The sequence below is a fragment of the Streptomyces sp. GbtcB6 genome, assembly GCF_019091475.1.
In the GTDB taxonomy this organism is placed as follows: Bacteria; Actinomycetota; Actinomycetes; order Streptomycetales; family Streptomycetaceae; genus Streptomyces; species Streptomyces hyaluromycini.
In genome coordinates, this window is record NZ_JAGXJL010000024.1 from 112888 (window position 1) to 128354 (window position 15467).

Below are 15467 nucleotides of genomic sequence, written 5' to 3' on the forward strand. Positions count from 1 at the left end.
GGACCCGCTGACATGAGCAACCCGTTCGAGAACCCCGACGGCGTCTACTCCGTCCTCGTCAACGACGAGGGCCAGTACAGCCTGTGGCCCGACTTCGTGGACGTACCGGCCGGCTGGACGGTCGTGCACGGCCCGGCGGCCCGGCAGGAGTGCCTGGACCACATCGAGGCGCACTGGACGGACATGCGGCCCAAGAGCCTGGTCGACGGCTCCTGACGACACACGAAAGGGGGGTGGTCCGGTCTGGAACCGGACCACCCCCCTTTTTTTCCTCTTACACTCACGACGCCGGCTGTGCCACCTTCGTCGACGTCTTGCCGTCCACCGCCGCCGCCAGCTGCGGCACCAGGCGGTCCAGGACGTAGGGGATGCTCAGCACAGTCGACAGGGACACCGCGTTGCCGTAGTCGCTGGTCTCCTTGATGTAGACCTCACGGCCCTGCTTCACCACGTTCAGATCGCCGTAGACCGGGTCACTGTGCAGCTTGGTGACCGACGTGGTGGTGTCCGGCGCGATCCACACGGCCACGTCCTGGTCGAGCAGGTCGTAGCGCTCCTTGCTGATCTGGGCGCCGAACTGGTCCCCGATCACCTTGTCGAGGTCCTTGGGCAGCGCGAAGCCGAGGTCGGACAGGAGCCGGGAGCGCGGGTCCTGGCTGCCGTAGACGAACACGCCCTGGTACGGGGTCGCCATGACCGCCGTTGCCTTGGCGAACGCGGGGTCGGCCTTCTTGGCCGCCGCGAACTTGGCCTCGACGCCCGAGACCAGCGTCTTGGCCTCGTCCGCCTTGCCGAGCGCCTGCCCGATCTCCTCGGTCTGCTGCTGCCACGGCACGCCGTAGTCGTTGTACTCCTTCGGCTGGGCCACCACCGGCGCGAACTTCGACAGGCTCTCGTACTGCGCCTTGGTCAGCCCCCCGTACACGGCGAGGATCAGATCCGGCCTGAGCGCGGCGATCTTCTCCACCTGCGGGCCGGTGCCGGTGTCCTTGAGGACGGTCGGCGCGGCGGCGCTGCCCAGCTTGTCCTGGGCCCACGGGCCGATCGCGCCCTTGTAGCCGCCCAGCCACTCGGTCGTGCCGACCGGGACCTTGCCGAGGGCCAGGACGGCGTCCTGGTCGGTGAGGCCGACGGTCACGATCCGCTTGGGTTCGGACTTGATGGTCGTACTGCCGAACTTGTGGGCGATCGTCACGGGGAACGCGTCGGCGGACGCGGACGAGCCCTCCTTCGCGGCCGCGGACGAGCCGGAGACGTCGTCGGAGTCGGTGGTGCCGCAGGCGACCGCCGTCGCCGTGAGCAGGAGTACGGAGGCGAGCAGGCCGGTGAGCCTGGACACTCTGGAGGCGCGGGGCATCGGCTGATCCTTCTGTTCTTGGCCGTTCTCGGCTGTTCTCGGCGCTGGGGCCGGCGGGGGGCGGCTTGGATCGGGGGGTGGTTCAGCGGGGGGCGTCGGCGGTGGCGGGTTCGTCGGGGGAGCGATGGTCCGACCAGGCCTGCCACAGGGCGGCGTACCGGCCCCGGGCGGCGAGGAGTTCGCCGTGGGTGCCCTCCTCCACCACCCGGCCGTCGCTCAGCACCACCACCCGGTCGGCCGCGGCGGCCTGGCTGAGGCGGTGCGCCACGACCAGCGCGGTACGGCCCCGCAGCGCCTGCTCGGCGGCCTCGTCGAGCAGCCGGGCACCGGAGCTGCCCGCCTCGGCGGTCGCCTCGTCGAGCACGACGACCGGCGGATCGGCCAGCAGCAGGCGGGCCAGGGCGAGTTGCTGGGCCTGGTCGGCGGTGAGCCGGTGCCCGCCGTCGCCGACGACCGTGTCCAGCGCCTCCGGCAGCGCCTCGGCCCAGCCGAGGGCGCCCACCGTGGCCAGCGCGTCCCGCAGCTCCTCGTCGCCCGCGTCCGGGCGGGCCAGGCGCAGGTCGTCGGCGAGTGGCCCGGCGAAGACGTGCACCTCCTGGGTGACGAGCCCCACCAGGCGGCCGGAGCCGTCCGGTTCGGCGCCGCCGACGTCCACCCGCCCGGCCTCCGGGCGGTGCAGTCCCGCCACCAGCCGCGCCAGGGTCGTCTTGCCCGCGCCCGTGGTGCCGACCAGCGCGACCCGCTCCTTGGGCCGCACCTCCAGGTCGACGCCGTGCAGCACCGGACGGCCGGGCAGGTACGCGTGCGAGACCCCGGTCAGCGTCACGGCCGGATCGCCCGCCACACCGGCCGTACGACCGTCCGTGCGCTCGTCGGCCGCGGGCGCCGGCTCGTCGACGACCCCGACCAGCCGGGCCAGTCCCGCCGTCGCCGACTGGGCGTCGTCAAGGAGCACCAGAGCGGTGTTGACCGGCCCGAAGAGGCTGTGGAAGTAGAGCGCGGCGGCCGTCGCCGTACCGACCGACGCGGAGCCGGACCGGACCAGCAGGAACCCGGTGACCAGCACGGCGGCGAGGCCCACGTACTCGGCGATGTGCAGCCGGCTGTAGAAGCGCAGCACCAGCCGCACCCCGCGCATCGTCAGCTCCACCGCCGCCCGCGAGCGCTCGGTGACCCGGCGGGTGTGGTCGTCCTGCAGCCGGTACGCCCGTACCGTCCGCGCCCCGCCGATGGTGTCCAGCAACTGCTGCTGCTGGGACCCGGTGGCGATCCGCTCCTTCGCGTACAGGGGCACGGCGTTGCGCACGTACCAGCGGGCGGTGTGCGCCTGCACGGGCACCGCGAGCAGCGCGGCCAGCAGGAACCGCCAGTCCAGCAGGGCGAGGGCGGCCAGGGTCAGCACGATCGACAGCGCGGAGCGGGCGAGTTCGGGCAGGGCGGTGCGGACCGCGTCGGCGACTCGGGAGACGTCCCGGGTGACCCGGGCGTTGAGGTCGCCGGAGCCCGCCCGCTCCAGTCGCTCCAGGGGCAGCGACAGGGCGCGTTCCACGAACAGTTCGCGCAGCCGGGCGAGCGCGGTCTCGCCGAGCCGGGACACCAGGGTCATGCCCAGTGCGGTGGTGAGGCCCTGCACCACGGCGACCCCGGCGAGCGCGAGGACGGGCCAGGTGAGCGCGTCGGGGGAGCGGTGCTCGGTGACCACGTCCACGATGTGCCCGAGCAGCGGCTGGGTGAGCAGTCCGACGGCCGTGGCGGCCATCAGGGTGCCGAATCCGGCGGCCGCCAGTTTCCGGTCGGGGCGCAGGAGTTCGCGTACGGCCGCGCGGGTGCGGGCGGGCGTGGCCGTGGGCAGCAGGTCGCGCTCGGCGCCGTCGGGCCCCGCGGTGCTGTCCGGCCCTGCGCTGACGTCCGTCATGCCAGTACCGCCGTCCGGTAGGTCTCATGGGTCCGGGCGAGTTCCGCGTGGGTGCCCTCGGCGCCGACCCGGCCGCCGTCCAGCAGCACCACCCGGTCGGCGACGGAGAGCAGCGCCGGGCTGTTGGTCACCACGACCGTCGTACGGCCCTGCCTGAACTCCCTGAGCCCCTCGGCGATCCGGGCCTCGGTGACCGCGTCCACGGCGGTCGTCGGATCGTGCACGACCAGGACGGGGGGTCCGGCCCGCAGGGCCCGCGCCAGCAGAACCCGCTGCCGCTGCCCGCCGGACAGGGAACGCCCGCCCTCGCCCACCCCGGTGGCCGCGCCGTGCGGCAGCGAGCGGACCACCTCGTCGGCGTCGGCGGCGGCCAGGGCACGTGCCGTCAGTGCGTCGTCGGCCGCGTCCGCGGGGACCACGTTGTCGGCGAGGGAGCCCTCGAACAGCGCGGCGTCGTGCGCGGCGACCAGCACCGCGGCCCGCAGCCGGGCCGGGTCCAGCCGGGTCAGCGGCACGCCGTCCAGCTCGACCGAGCCCGCTTCCGGGTCGGCCTCCCGGCCCAGGCAGCTCAACAGGGCCTCGGCGCAGGCCGGATCCGTCACCGCGATCCCGGTCAGCCGCCCGGCGGGCAGGTCGAGGTCCACACCGTCGAGGCCGCCGAGCCGTACCCCGCGCAGCCGCAACTCCCCGCGCACCGCGTCAGGAACCGGCTCGTCCCCGCCTGTGACGGCGGGCCCCGCGGAGAGCACCTCGGCGATCCGGGCGGCGGAGGCACGGCCCTGCGCCAGTTCGGCGTTGACCCAGGCGAACGTCTCCAACGGTCCAAGGAGGAACAGCGCCAGGCCGACGGCGGAGACCAACTGCCCGAGCGTGAGCGACCCGTCGAGCGCGAGCCGGCCGCCCACCCAGGCGATCAGCGCGATGAACCCGCCGGTGAGGGCCAGCACCAGCCCGGTCTGCCACGACTCGGCCCGCGCCGCGCGCAGGGTGGCCGCGAGGGAGACCTGGCTGGTACGGCGGTAGCGCTCGACCGCGGCCCGCTGCGCGCCGAGCCCCTTCAACACCCTTAGCCCGGCGACCAGATCGGCCGCGACCCCGGCGGCGCCGGCGGCCCGGTCCTGCTCGGCCTCGCTGCGCCGCTCCAGGGGCTTGCTGAGCAGATGCCCGAGCCACAGCAGCACGGGAGTGCCCAGCAGCACGATCAGACCGAGCGGCACGGACGTCAGCAGCAGCGCCACGGCGCTCACCGCGATGCCGGCGACCGCCCAGATCCCGCTCATCAGCGCCATGTTGACCGCCCCGACGCGCTTGGCGTCCTCGGTGGCGACATTGGCCAGCTCACCGGAGAGCCGGTCCGCCTCGGCCCCGCCCCGCGGGTCGAGCACCCGGCCCACGACCGCCAGCCGGAGCTCGTGGGCGGCCTCCTCGGCCCCGCGCTCCCCGGCCCGCGCGCCCAGCCGGAAACTCCACGACAGGCACACGTACAGGACGGCCAGCACGGCCAGCCACAGCACCAGACGCCCGGCATCCCGCCCGGCCACGGCCTGGTCGACGACGACACCGATGAGTACGGGGACCAGGGCCTCCCCGAGCTGGTGCACACAGCCGAGCGCCGCGCCGAGAGCGACTCGCCGCCCCTGTCCTTTGACCGAGCTCGCCAGGACGTCCCGCCCCGACAGTTCCCCTGATCCCACCGGCCACCCTCCGGAAGCGGTCAACTTAGGCAAGGCTACTCTAAGTAAATGTGGTGGCGTCAATCCCCGTATCCCCACCGCGCCTTGCCGTCACCGCCCCCGCGAGCCACCCGCCGGAGTCTCCGCGGACCACCCGCCCCGCCCCGCGTCCGACAGCGGTGACCGCGGCCCGGCAGGGGACTTCGGGGAACTCGCGGCACGCTTACGATGGGGCGCATGGGGTCGGTGACCAGACATGAGCAGGGCGAGCCGGCGCGGGAGACGGCCGCGGCGCCCGCCGACGCGGCGCACGCGTTCGACCCGGTCTCGGCCTCGTGGGTGGGGGGCCTGTCGTCGGCCGGGGCCGACTACGAGCAGACCTGCACCCGGCTGCACGGCGAGCTCCTGCGGATCGCCAGACGCGAACTGGCCAGGCGGCGTTCCCGGTACGGCTTCGACGGCCCCGAGGTCGACGATCTCGCCCACCAGGCCGCCGCGGACGCTCTCCTCGCCATCACCAGGAAGGTCGGCGACTTCCGCGGGGAGAGCCGATTCACCACCTGGGCCTACCGGTTCGTCGTCCTCGAGGTCTCGGCGAAGATCGGCCGCCACTTCTGGCGCACCCGGCGGGTGGAACTCGACGGCGAGGACTGGGACCGGCTGCCCGACCGGCTCGGCGCCGACCCCGCGGACTCGTCCGAGGCGCGCGCCCTGGCCGCCGCCGTGCGCGCGGCGGCGGACCAGGTGCTGACGCGCCATCAGCGCCAGGTCTTCGTGTCGCTGGTCCTCGACGCAGTACCGCTGGACACGCTGGTCCTGGAACTCGGGACCAGCCGGAACGCCGTCTACAAGACGATGTTCGACGCCCGGCGCAGGCTGCGCGACCATCTCGTGGCGCAGGGCTATCTGGACGTGATCCCCGGGAGGCGGTCATGACTGAGGCGGACCGGCTCTCCGCGCGGGCGTCGCTGGAGCGGTTCCTGACCACGGACCCGAGGGACGTGGGCTGTGACGAGGCGCTGCGCGTGCTCCATGTGTACGTGGAGCTCAAGGCCGCGGGAGACGATCCCGAGCTCCACTGGCCGGGCGTCTCGGCGCACCTGCTCTCCTGCGGCCCCTGCGACGAGGACTACCACGGGCTGCTCGCCGCCGTGCTGGAGACCTGAACCCGGCCCCGGCACGCCGGCGAGCGGCCTGCCGTCAGGAGGCGGCGATGCCCTCGCCGCCGACGGCGTCGGGGACGACGACCGAACCCACCCGGGTCAGTGAGCCGTCGCCGTTCACGCGGAACTCGTCGACGCCGCCCTCCTTGCCGGTCTGCACGTACAGGAAGCGGCCGTCCGAGGAGACGTCGGCGTCCACCGTGCCGGCACCGGTCGCGGTGGTGCCGACCGCCGTGAGCGAACCGTCCGCGCCGACCCGCAGGCCGGACAGCGTGCCGCTGCCCGCGTTGGAGGCGTAGACGTGCGCGCCGTCCCGGACGATCCAGCAGGTCGCCGCCTGACCGGTCGCCACCTCCGAGACCTTCGTCAGCCGCAGGTCGGCGCCGATCCGGAAGGTGGCCACCGAGTTGGTGCCCGCCTCGGTCACCACCAGCCGCCCCCGGGCGTCGAAGGTGAACCCGAAGGGGACCGCGCCGGGGGTGGCGGTGACCACGGGCCGGTCCGCGATGCCGGACCGGTGCACCGGGAACACGTCTATGGTGTTGGCGCCGGCCTTCGTGGTCACCACCAGCGCGCGGCCGTCCGGGGTGAAGGCGAGCTGCCCGGGGGTGTGCGTGAACTGGGGCGTGGCGGCCGGGTCCAGGCCGAGGGAGCGGTGCCAGGAGGGCACCTTCACCAGCGAGCCGTGCACGCTCCGGAAGCCCTGTACGGAGCCGCCGCCGAGTGCGTTGAGCACGTACACCAGGTCACCGTGGACGGCCACGCCGACCGGGAAGTCGCCTCCGGACGAGATGATCTGACGACGGATCAGCTCGTCGCCCCGGACCGAGAACACCGTGACCGTGTCGCTGCCGGCGTTCACGGCGTACAGCAGACCCTGCGCCCTGTCGTACGTCAGCGACCCCTGCGAGGCGAGGTGGTCGACCGCCGAGCCGTCGAGGACGCCGCCCAGCCCGCCGGTCCGGTACACGCCGCCGCGGTGCAGCGTGCCGTCCGCGGTACGGCTGTAGGCCACCACGGCGTTGCCCGTCACCCCGTCGGTCTGGACGAACACGGCCCCGGGGGTGGCGCCCGGGTACGCCGAGGCGGATCCGGTGCCCAGCGCGAGAGACGCCCCGGCGGCCATCATCACGGCGACCGCGGCGGCGGCCTTCGACTTCATGCGCATCGTCTTCATGGCCATCGTCATGTTCCTGTGCTCCTGTCGACGCGGCGGCATCGGCCGCCGGCACTGATGCGAGACCTGTTTCGGCCTCACACCAGATCCGCGTCGCCGGCACCGCCGTCCTTTCCGCACCCGGCCCGCACGAAAGATCTCCGTAAGAACTCGGCACCGGGACAGCAGGACGGCGGTTCAGCGCACGTCGACGTAGTCGGTGACCCTGGCGCTTCTCAGGTAGTGGTCACCGGTCTCGCGGCTGACGGCGAGGGCGTAGGTGCCGTCCCGCTCGGCGCTCACCATGCCGACGAGGTGGCCGTGCTTGTCGGAGTCCAGCTCACAGACGTAGTGGTAGGTGCTGGAGCCGCGGGGCTTGAAGTAGAGGGTGGGGGAGCCGCCGTACAGCGGCTTCCAGGTGGAGCCCTTCTTGTACTGGAGGGTGCCGCCGAAACTGATCGGCTGCCCCTTGCGTACCGGGTCGGGGGAGGCGTGGAAGCCGGTGACGCGGGTGGCGTAGCGGTAGAGGTGTACGGGCTTGGTGGTGCTGGTGCCGAGGTCGGGGTTGCCGTTGAAGCGGGCCCGCCAGTAGGCGTCGGTGTCCGGCGCGGTGAGGGTGCGGGCGAACGTCTCCTGGAACAGGGGCTTGTTGTAGCGGATCGGGAGCGGCACGGTGGCGGCGTTCTTCCAGCCGGTCTTGCCGTCCTTGGAGTACTGCAGGGTGACGGTGGGCTTGGCGGGCCACTTCGCGCGCGGGTCTTCGTAGTAGACGTAGCCGGAGACCTGGAGCGACGAGTCGTCGTTGAGGAACGCGCTCATGTCGGTGTGGGTGGTGTACGCGACGTGCAGGCTGAAGGGTTCGGTGGCGATCTGCTGGAAGGGCATGCCGTCGGTGCCTGCGAAGAGGTCGGCGCTCGGGGCGGGGCTGTTCGAGGAGACGCGCAGGGTGTAGTCGCCCCGGCTGTCGGTGGTGGTCCGGCCGGCCAGGACCGTGGAGTCCATCAGGGTGATCGCGGTGTTCGGCAGCGGCTGCCAGCCGGAGGTGGTCTGGATCTCCGCGCGGCCGGTGACGGTTCCGGTGGCGCCCTGCTTCAGGTTCAGGGCGTGCGTGCTCGCTGAGAAGCGGACCGGTGCCTGGACGGTGTGCAGGTCCTGGGGGTACGTCGGCACGCCGATCGCCCCCGGGTGGCTGTCGGAGGCCTTGGGCACGGCGGACAGTGTGTCGAAGGGCATGGTGGGGACGAAGGCGGTGGTGAAGCGGCCGTCGGCGCCGGCGGTCGCGGTCGCGGTCGTCCGGCCGCGTACGGTGTAGACGCCGACGGGCGTGCCCTCGGCGGGAGCCGGGGTGCCGGGGTCGCGGGGATCCCGGGCGACGACCGTGCCGCTGACGGAGACCTCTTGGTGGAGGTAGTCCGGCACGCTCGGGGTGGTGGTGAGATCGGAGATCGTGACGACGGTCCGGTACCGCAGGGGGTGCGGCGACAGCGCACCGGTGACGGTGGCGCCGGAGGCGTCCTGCAGATCGACGGTGACCCGGTAGTCGCCGAGTGCCGCCAGGCGGACCGGCGCCCGCCAGACTCCGGACCGGGCGTCCTCCCCCGTGTACTGGGTGAAGTCCTCGGTCGATCCGGCTTCGGCTGCCCCGTCCGGCGCGTCCAGCGGATAGAAGTGGGCCGTGATGCGGGTGAGCGGGCTGTCGGAGTGTGCCGTCACGAAGACCAGACCCGGCTCGTCCCAGCCGTCGGCGTCGGACAGGACAGGGCCGCCGGTGCTCCCGTCCGCCTGGGCCGGGGCGATCCCCGTGAACAGCGAGGCGGACAGCGCGGTCGCGGTGGCTGCCGCCAGGAAGGTGCTGCGTCTCATGGTGGTCCCCCCAGAGAATCCGGTCCACTGCGACCGGGAGCGCAAGGACCCGAGAGGTTCCCCCCGGCGCTCCCGGGTCGGTCAAGTGATCGAGAACTCTAGCGGCGTGCTGTGACATGCCTGTGCATGGGTGTGCCGCAGCACCATGATTCAGAGGCTTTTCCCCTGGAACCCCGGCCCCGGGACGGGTGGGGACAGGGTTCCGGGAACAGCGCCTACCCTTGACGCATGACCAGGAGCAGCGACCGGAGCCCCGCAGTGGACGTAGTGGACGTATCAGCACCCAAGACCTATGAAGTCCGTACCTACGGGTGCCAGATGAACGTCCACGACTCCGAGCGATTGTCCGGGCTGCTGGAGGAAGCCGGGTACGTGCGCGCTCCCGAGGGGTCCGACGGCGATGCCGACGTCGTCGTCTTCAACACGTGCGCGGTCCGGGAGAACGCCGACAACCGGCTGTACGGCAACCTCGGCCGGCTCGCGCCGAGGAAGGCGGAGCGGCCCGGGATGCAGATCGCGGTCGGCGGCTGCCTGGCGCAGAAGGACCGCGACACCATCGTGCGGAAGGCCCCCTGGGTCGACGTCGTCTTCGGCACGCACAACATCGGCAAGCTGCCGGTCCTGCTGGAGCGCGCCCGCGTCCAGGAAGAGGCCCAGGTCGAGATCGCCGAGTCGCTGGAGGCCTTCCCCTCCACCCTGCCGACCCGGCGCGAGAGCGCCTACGCGGCCTGGGTCTCCATCTCCGTCGGCTGCAACAACACCTGCACCTTCTGCATCGTCCCGGCCCTGCGCGGCAAGGAGAAGGACCGCCGCACCGGCGACATCCTCGCCGAGATCGAGGCCCTGGTCGCCGAGGGCGTCTCCGAGATCACGCTGCTCGGGCAGAACGTCAACGCCTACGGCTCCGACATCGGCGACCGCGAGGCCTTCAGCAAGCTGCTGCGGGCGTGCGGGAGCATCGAGGGCCTGGAGCGGGTGCGGTTCACGTCCCCGCACCCCCGTGACTTCACCGACGACGTGATCGCGGCCATGGCCGAGACCCCGAACGTGATGCCGCAGCTGCACATGCCGATGCAGTCCGGCTCGGACACCGTCCTGAAGGCGATGCGCCGCTCGTACCGGCAGGAGCGCTACCTCGGGATCATCGAGAAGGTGCGGGCCGCGATCCCGCACGCGGCGATCACCACCGACATCATCGTGGGCTTCCCCGGCGAGACCGAGGAGGACTTCGAGCAGACGATGCACGCCGTGCGCGAGGCCCGCTTCACCCAGGCCTTCACCTTCCAGTACTCCAAGCGGCCCGGCACCCCCGCCGCGACCATGGAGAACCAGATCCCCAAGGAGGTCGTCCAGGCGCGCTACGAGCGTCTCGTCGCCCTTCAGGAGGAGATCTCCTGGGACGAGAACAAGAAGCAGGTCGGCCGCACCCTGGAGCTGATGGTCGCCGAGGGCGAGGGCCGCAAGGACGGCGCCACCCACCGTCTCTCCGGCCGCGCCCCCGACAACCGCCTGGTCCACTTCACCAAGCCGGACCAGGACGTCCGCCCCGGCGACGTCGTCACGGTCGAGATCACCTACGCCGCCCCGCACCACCTCCTCGCCGAGGGCCCGGTGCTCGGCGTACGGCGCACCCGCGCCGGCGACGCCTGGGAGAAGCGGAACGCGGCCGAGGCCGCCAAGCCGGCGGGTGTGCTGCTGGGGCTGCCGAAGATCGGGGTGCCGGAGCCGCTGCCGGTGGCGACCGGGGGCTGCGCGGCGCACTGAGCACCCGCCATACTCCTCACGTCGATCAGGAGCCGGGGGTGCGGAGCGTGGCGCGCTGGGTGGTTGTCATGCAGTTCGGGTACGGGAACCAATACCGGGTCGAGGAGGTCACCCGCTTCGAGAGCACCCCGGAGCAGGCCCGCGCCACCCTGTACGAGATCGCCTGCACCCACCGCCCGCGCCCGAGCCTGCGCCAGCAGCACCGTGAGGTGTTCCGGGTGGGGGACGGGGACGCGTACTACGTCCACATCGCCGGGATGATGTCCACCTACCGCGTGCTCTACCGGCTGGCGGAACTGGCGTGGAGCACCGGTGCCGCGCCCGCTTACCCGCAGTAGGCTGCCGATCATGCTTGTCGCAGCCGCCGCCTGTCCCTGCCCGCCCGTCCTCGTTCCCGAGGTCGCCGCAGGAGCCGCGCCGGAGCTGGATACCGCGCGTGCCGCCTGTGCCGACGCGCTCGGGGTGCTCGCCGCCGCCCGGCCCGACCTCCTGGTGGTGGTGGGGCCCGCCGAACAGCCGGGACGGGGTGTGTTCCCCCAGGGCAGCCCGGGCACCTTCCGGGGCTTCGGGGTCGAGGTCGACGTACGGCTGGGCAGTGGCGCGGCCGGTGAGCGGGACGCGGTCGGCGAGCGGGAGCTGCCGCCCTCGCTCGCCGTCGCCGCCTGGCTGCTGGAGCGCACCGGCTGGGCCGACGCCCCCGTCGAGGGGCTCGGCGTCGGCGAGCTCCTGGAGGCCGAGCGGTGCGTCCGGGCCGGCCGGGAGATCGCCGGCCGGGCCGCGCGGGTGGCGATGCTGGTCATGGGCGACGCCAGTGCCTGCCGCACCCTCAAGGCGCCGGGTTATCTCGACGAGCGGGCGGCCCCCTTCGACGCCGAGGCCGCCCGGGCGCTCGGCGCGGCCGACATCGCGGCGATCAAGGCCCTCGACACCGACCTGGCGGCACAGCTCAAGGCCGCCGGGCGCGCCCCCTGGCAGGTCCTCGCCGGCGCGGCCGAGGACGCGGACCTCGCCGGGGCCCTGCTCTACGACGACGCACCGTACGGCGTCTGCTACCTGGTCGCGACCTGGTCCTGAGCGCCGCCCGTACCGCGCCCGGTCCCGGCTGTCCGCGCCCGGTTCCGGCTGCCCGCCGAAACGGCGGACGGCCGGGAGCCGGGTGACTCTCGGCCGTCCGCCGATCCTCTCCGGGACCCGCCCGGCTCAGGAAGCCGACGGCGGCCCCTCCGGCCGGGTCGGGGTGGTGGGGTCGGGCGCCGGACCACCCGTACCGCCCACGGCGTCCGGGTGCACAAACCGGTCCACGGCGCCCTTGGCCCTGCCCGTACCCGTCTGGATCTTGTCGCTGTACTTGCCCTTGGTCTTCTCGTCGACGACCCGCGCGGCCTTGTCGATGCCGTGCTGCAGCTTGTCGACCTTGTCCTCGTGCTGCTGCGCGAGATGAGAGGCCTTGTCCTTGGCCGGGGCGAGCTTGGCCTTCAAATTGTCCAAAAGACCCATGGTTACCTTCCCTATGGCTTCCCTCGCGGGCCGTTATGTGCGGGCGCCCTCGCCGGCCTCGTTGTCGGCGGCCTCCTTGGCGGACTGCTGCTTGGGGATCTCGGTGCTCTCGGCGGCGACCGCGGCGCGTTCCGTCTCCGTGCTCGCGTCCGCGCTCCGGCCGTCGTCCTCGCCCGAGCCCTTCGCCGCCGCCTCGACCGCCTCCTCCGCCGCGTTCTCCGGTCCTGGCCCGTCCGGCTCGGCACCGGCAGGCACCTTGGCGTCCGGCTCTTCCGACGCCTTCGGCTTCTTCCCAAGGAACCATGCAAAAACGCCCATATCCACTCCATACGTTACTCGTGCGAGCGAAATCCCGCGTGACCCCGGTGCGTCCGATTGCGCCGGACCGGTCGCCGCCTCTCGCCGGCGGTGGCGGGAACCTCGCAACGGGCAACGAAGCCGGACACGCTCCGTCACGTAACTCGTTCGAGACCCGCCTCCGAGGTTTGCGAGACTGGTGCGGTGAGCAGCGCACCCCCCGCCCCCCGTGTCATCGCCGTCGTCGGCCCCACCGCGGCCGGAAAGTCCGACCTCGGCGTCTTCCTGGCCCAACGGCTCGGCGGGGAGGTCGTCAACGCCGACTCCATGCAGCTGTACCAGGGGATGGACATCGGCACCGCCAAACTGACGCCCGAGGAGCGCGCCGGTGTCCCGCACCACCTGCTCGACATCTGGGACGTGACCGTCACCGCCTCCGTCGCCGAGTACCAGCGGCTCGCCCGCGCCCGCATCGACGCCCTGCTCGCCGAGGGCCGCTGGCCGGTCCTGGTCGGCGGCAGCGGGCTGTACGTCCGCGGCGCCGTCGACAACCTGGAGTTCCCCGGCACCGACCCCGAGGTCAGGGCCCGCCTGGAGGACGAGCTCGCGCTGCGCGGCTCCGGTGCCCTGCACGCCCGGCTGTCCGCCGCCGACCCCGAGGCGGGCCGCGCGATCCTGCCCAGCAACGGCCGCCGTATCGTCCGCGCGCTGGAGGTGATCGAGATCACCGGGCGCCCTTTCACCGCCAACCTGCCCGGCCACGACTCGGTCTACGACACCGTCCAGATCGGCGTCGACGTGGCCCGCCCCGAGCTCGACGAGCGCATCGCGCTGCGCGTCGACCGGATGTGGGAGGCCGGGCTCGTGGACGAGGTGCGCACACTGGAGGCGCACGGGCTGCGCGAGGGACGCACGGCGTCGCGCGCGCTCGGCTACCAGCAGATGCTGGCGGCGCTCGCCGGTGAGTGCACGGAAGCGGAAGCGCGCGCCGAGACCGTTCGTGCCACCAAGCGCTTCGCGCGCCGCCAGGATTCATGGTTCAGGCGCGATCCCCGGGTGCACTGGTTGAGTGGGGCCGCAGCGGACCGCGAGGAACTTCCGCGGCTGGCCCTGGCGTTGGTCGAACGACCGGTCACAGCCTGATCACGTCATTGCATCGGGATGCGCCACCGGTCATCGAGGCCTCCGGCGCCGTGCCATCATCGAGCTCCGTTCGCAAGTGGAGTCCTAGGTTGGGAGGGCGCGTGGCGATGGAGGCCGGCCCTCGCGACACCGCACGAGACACCGAGCACGTCGCAGTCGGGGCCAGTGAGGCAGTGGAGGCCGAGGACCGGCTGAGCTCCGACGGCCCGGACGACACGGTGGGCGGCGGCGTCACCGCCGACGGCCCCGAGCCGGAGGAGATGTTCGCGAGCGGCCCCGAGGTCGAGGTGGAGCTCCGCCCGCAGCGCCGCCTGCGCCTGTGGCAGCTGGCCCCCATCGTGGGCCTGGCCGCGGTCGGCTCCCTGATGTTCGCCTTCCCGCTGGCCTTCGACTTCGGCGACAGCGGCGCGGTGATCGCGATGCTGGGTCTGCTGATCTGCTCCTGCGCGGCGGGCTGGGGAATGATGGCGGCGAGGAAGGTCGGCTACACCTGGCCCGGCCTCCCGGCGAGGGGCGCGGGCCGCAGGCCCGACTGGCGCGTGGTGATCGGTTACGTGGTCCTGGTGGCGATCGTGGCCGTCCTGGCGGTGTGGCGAGTAGCGCGCCTGCGCTGAAGCAGGGCTGTGCTGAAAACGCCCCTCACTGGAGCGCCCCGTCAGGGGCGCGGGGAACTGCGCGCTCAACCCCCACCGGCCCGCAGCCGAAGAACCACGCACCCCTCCCTTACCCTCGAAGAATGAGCATCCCCTTCCTCAAGGGCCACGGCACCGAGAACGACTTCGTGATCGTCCCGGACCCCGACAACGCCCTGGACCTCACCCCGGCCGCCGTAGCCGCCCTCTGCGACCGCCGCGCCGGGATCGGCGCCGACGGCGTGCTGCACGTCGTGCGGTCCGCCGCGCACCCGGAGGCCGAGGGGATGGCCGCCGACGCCGAGTGGTTCATGGACTACCGCAACGGCGACGGCTCGATCGCCGAGATGTGCGGCAACGGCGTCCGCGTCTTCGCCCGCTACCTCCAGCACGCCGGCCACGCCACGGAGGGTGACCTCGCCATCGCCACCCGCGGCGGCGTGAAGACCGTGCACATCGCGAAGGACGGTGACATCACCGTCGGCATGGGCAGCGCCCGCCTCCCCGAGGGCGACGTGACCGTGAGCGTCGGCGACCGCACCTGGCCCGCGCGGAACGTGAACATGGGCAACCCGCACGCCGTCGCCTTCGTCGAGGACCTCGCCGACGCCGGTGACCTCTACAGCCCGCCCCCCTTCAGCCCGCCGTCGGCCTACCCCGAAGGGGTCAACGTCGAGTTCGTCGTCGACCGCGGCCCCCGCCACGTCGCGATGCGCGTGCACGAGCGCGGCTCCGGCGAGACCCGCTCCTGCGGCACCGGCGCCTGCGCGGTCGCCGTGGCCACCGCCCGCCGCGACGGCGCCGACCCCACCGTCACCGGCGCCCCGGCGACGTACACCGTGGACGTGCCCGGCGGACGGCTCGTCATCACCGAGCGGCCCGACGGCGAGATCGAGATGACCGGCCCCGCAGTGATTGTCGCCACGGGCGAGATCAGCACGGAGTGGCTGGAAAACGCCGTCCGTTGAGCTGACTGCACGTCGTAAACCGTGGTCCGGGCGGTGGTC

The 15467-nt window shown here is 72.8% G+C and carries 16 protein-coding genes; 9 read left to right on the plus strand and 7 right to left on the minus strand.

What is annotated here, in order from left to right:
• Positions 1 to 12: 12 nt before the first annotated feature.
• Complete coding sequence (locus tag KVT45_RS33660; protein WP_217552941.1) at positions 13 to 216, plus strand: MbtH family protein; 204 nt, start codon at positions 13 to 15, stop codon at positions 214 to 216.
• A gap of 64 nt (positions 217 to 280) precedes the next feature.
• On the opposite strand, the gene KVT45_RS33665 is transcribed toward KVT45_RS33660, so the two are convergent.
• The 3 genes from KVT45_RS33665 to KVT45_RS33675 all read right to left on the minus strand — a co-directional run bounded on the left by KVT45_RS33665 (position 281) and on the right by KVT45_RS33675 (position 4966).
• A complete protein-coding gene (locus KVT45_RS33665; RefSeq protein ID WP_217552942.1) occupies positions 281 to 1357 on the minus strand; it encodes an iron-siderophore ABC transporter substrate-binding protein in 1077 nt (358 codons plus the stop codon).
• An 82-nt stretch (positions 1358 to 1439) separates the two neighbouring features.
• A complete protein-coding gene (locus KVT45_RS33670) occupies positions 1440 to 3272 on the minus strand; it encodes an ABC transporter ATP-binding protein (RefSeq protein ID WP_217552943.1) in 1833 nt (610 codons plus the stop codon).
• Complete coding sequence (locus KVT45_RS33675; RefSeq protein WP_217552944.1) at positions 3269 to 4966, minus strand: ABC transporter ATP-binding protein; 1698 nt, start codon at positions 4964 to 4966, stop codon at positions 3269 to 3271. The genes KVT45_RS33670 and KVT45_RS33675 overlap by 4 nt, the downstream gene beginning before the upstream one ends.
• A gap of 216 nt (positions 4967 to 5182) precedes the next feature.
• Between KVT45_RS33675 and KVT45_RS33680 the strand changes: the two genes are divergently transcribed.
• The gene (locus KVT45_RS33680) at positions 5183 to 5881 is read left to right on the plus strand and encodes an RNA polymerase sigma factor (protein WP_217552945.1); all 699 of its coding nucleotides are present in this window, start codon (positions 5183 to 5185) and stop codon (positions 5879 to 5881) included.
• On the plus strand, positions 5878 to 6111 hold the full coding sequence (locus KVT45_RS33685; protein WP_217552946.1) for a hypothetical protein: 234 nt from the start codon (positions 5878 to 5880) through the stop codon (positions 6109 to 6111). The genes KVT45_RS33680 and KVT45_RS33685 overlap by 4 nt, the downstream gene beginning before the upstream one ends.
• Before the next feature lie 34 nt (positions 6112 to 6145).
• Here KVT45_RS33685 and KVT45_RS33690 read toward each other — a convergent pair whose 3' ends face one another.
• Both KVT45_RS33690 and KVT45_RS33695 read right to left on the minus strand, forming a co-directional pair.
• Positions 6146 to 7297, minus strand: a complete 1152-nt coding sequence (locus KVT45_RS33690; protein ID WP_254647723.1) for a beta-propeller fold lactonase family protein — start codon at positions 7295 to 7297, stop codon at positions 6146 to 6148.
• Between the two features lie 165 nt (positions 7298 to 7462).
• Positions 7463 to 9127: a hypothetical protein gene (locus KVT45_RS33695; protein WP_217552947.1), complete on the minus strand. Its 1665-nt coding sequence runs from the start codon at positions 9125 to 9127 to the stop codon at positions 7463 to 7465.
• 228 nt (positions 9128 to 9355) lie between these two features.
• On the opposite strand from KVT45_RS33695, the gene miaB reads away from it, so the two are divergent.
• From miaB to KVT45_RS33710, 3 genes are read left to right on the plus strand one after another with little or no spacing between them, the layout of a single operon-like run.
• Positions 9356 to 10891 carry a tRNA (N6-isopentenyl adenosine(37)-C2)-methylthiotransferase MiaB gene (gene miaB, locus KVT45_RS33700; protein ID WP_217552948.1) on the plus strand — a complete coding sequence of 512 codons (1536 nt, stop codon included), beginning with the start codon at positions 9356 to 9358 and terminating at the stop codon, positions 10889 to 10891.
• Between the two features lie 38 nt (positions 10892 to 10929).
• Positions 10930 to 11229 (plus strand): hypothetical protein, encoded by a 300-nt coding sequence (locus KVT45_RS33705; RefSeq protein WP_308310938.1) that lies wholly within the window; start codon positions 10930 to 10932, stop codon positions 11227 to 11229.
• Positions 11230 to 11239: 10 nt separating this feature from the next.
• Positions 11240 to 11965, plus strand: a complete 726-nt coding sequence (locus KVT45_RS33710) for a class III extradiol dioxygenase subunit B-like domain-containing protein (protein WP_217552949.1) — start codon at positions 11240 to 11242, stop codon at positions 11963 to 11965.
• Positions 11966 to 12091: 126 nt separating this feature from the next.
• Here KVT45_RS33710 and KVT45_RS33715 read toward each other — a convergent pair whose 3' ends face one another.
• Together KVT45_RS33715 and KVT45_RS33720 are read right to left on the minus strand one after the other, a co-directional pair.
• Entirely contained in the window at positions 12092 to 12388 is a 297-nt protein-coding gene (locus KVT45_RS33715; RefSeq protein ID WP_217552950.1) for an antitoxin, read from the minus strand.
• A gap of 33 nt (positions 12389 to 12421) precedes the next feature.
• Positions 12422 to 12706: a hypothetical protein gene (locus KVT45_RS33720; RefSeq protein WP_254647724.1), complete on the minus strand. Its 285-nt coding sequence runs from the start codon at positions 12704 to 12706 to the stop codon at positions 12422 to 12424.
• Between the two features lie 183 nt (positions 12707 to 12889).
• Between KVT45_RS33720 and miaA the strand changes: the two genes are divergently transcribed.
• From miaA to dapF, 3 genes are all read left to right on the plus strand, one after another.
• Positions 12890 to 13828: a tRNA (adenosine(37)-N6)-dimethylallyltransferase MiaA gene (miaA, locus tag KVT45_RS33725; protein WP_217552951.1), complete on the plus strand. Its 939-nt coding sequence runs from the start codon at positions 12890 to 12892 to the stop codon at positions 13826 to 13828.
• Positions 13829 to 13935: 107 nt separating this feature from the next.
• Positions 13936 to 14442 (plus strand): hypothetical protein, encoded by a 507-nt coding sequence (locus tag KVT45_RS33730; RefSeq protein WP_217553000.1) that lies wholly within the window; start codon positions 13936 to 13938, stop codon positions 14440 to 14442.
• 122 nt (positions 14443 to 14564) lie between these two features.
• A complete protein-coding gene (gene dapF, locus KVT45_RS33735; RefSeq protein WP_217552952.1) occupies positions 14565 to 15428 on the plus strand; it encodes a diaminopimelate epimerase in 864 nt (287 codons plus the stop codon).
• The last annotated feature ends 39 nt before the right edge of the window (positions 15429 to 15467 follow it).

Bases quoted from the DNA above. Each gene is read 5' to 3' on its own strand.
- KVT45_RS33660 (WP_217552941.1), top strand. From the start codon at position 13: ATGAGCAACCCGTTCGAGAACCCCGACGGCGTCTACTCCGTCCTCGTC.
- KVT45_RS33665 (WP_217552942.1), bottom strand. From the start codon at position 1,357: ATGCCCCGCGCCTCCAGAGTGTCCAGGCTCACCGGCCTGCTCGCCTCC.
- KVT45_RS33670 (WP_217552943.1), bottom strand. From the start codon at position 3,272: ATGACGGACGTCAGCGCAGGGCCGGACAGCACCGCGGGGCCCGACGGC.
- KVT45_RS33680 (WP_217552945.1), top strand. From the start codon at position 5,183: ATGGGGTCGGTGACCAGACATGAGCAGGGCGAGCCGGCGCGGGAGACG.
- KVT45_RS33685 (WP_217552946.1), top strand. From the start codon at position 5,878: ATGACTGAGGCGGACCGGCTCTCCGCGCGGGCGTCGCTGGAGCGGTTC.
- KVT45_RS33690 (WP_254647723.1), bottom strand. From the start codon at position 7,297: ATGACGATGGCCATGAAGACGATGCGCATGAAGTCGAAGGCCGCCGCC.
- KVT45_RS33695 (WP_217552947.1), bottom strand. From the start codon at position 9,127: ATGAGACGCAGCACCTTCCTGGCGGCAGCCACCGCGACCGCGCTGTCC.
- miaB (WP_217552948.1), top strand. From the start codon at position 9,356: ATGACCAGGAGCAGCGACCGGAGCCCCGCAGTGGACGTAGTGGACGTA.
- KVT45_RS33710 (WP_217552949.1), top strand. From the start codon at position 11,240: ATGCTTGTCGCAGCCGCCGCCTGTCCCTGCCCGCCCGTCCTCGTTCCC.
- KVT45_RS33715 (WP_217552950.1), bottom strand. From the start codon at position 12,388: ATGGGTCTTTTGGACAATTTGAAGGCCAAGCTCGCCCCGGCCAAGGAC.
- KVT45_RS33720 (WP_254647724.1), bottom strand. From the start codon at position 12,706: ATGGGCGTTTTTGCATGGTTCCTTGGGAAGAAGCCGAAGGCGTCGGAA.
- KVT45_RS33730 (WP_217553000.1), top strand. From the start codon at position 13,936: ATGGAGGCCGGCCCTCGCGACACCGCACGAGACACCGAGCACGTCGCA.
- dapF (WP_217552952.1), top strand. From the start codon at position 14,565: ATGAGCATCCCCTTCCTCAAGGGCCACGGCACCGAGAACGACTTCGTG.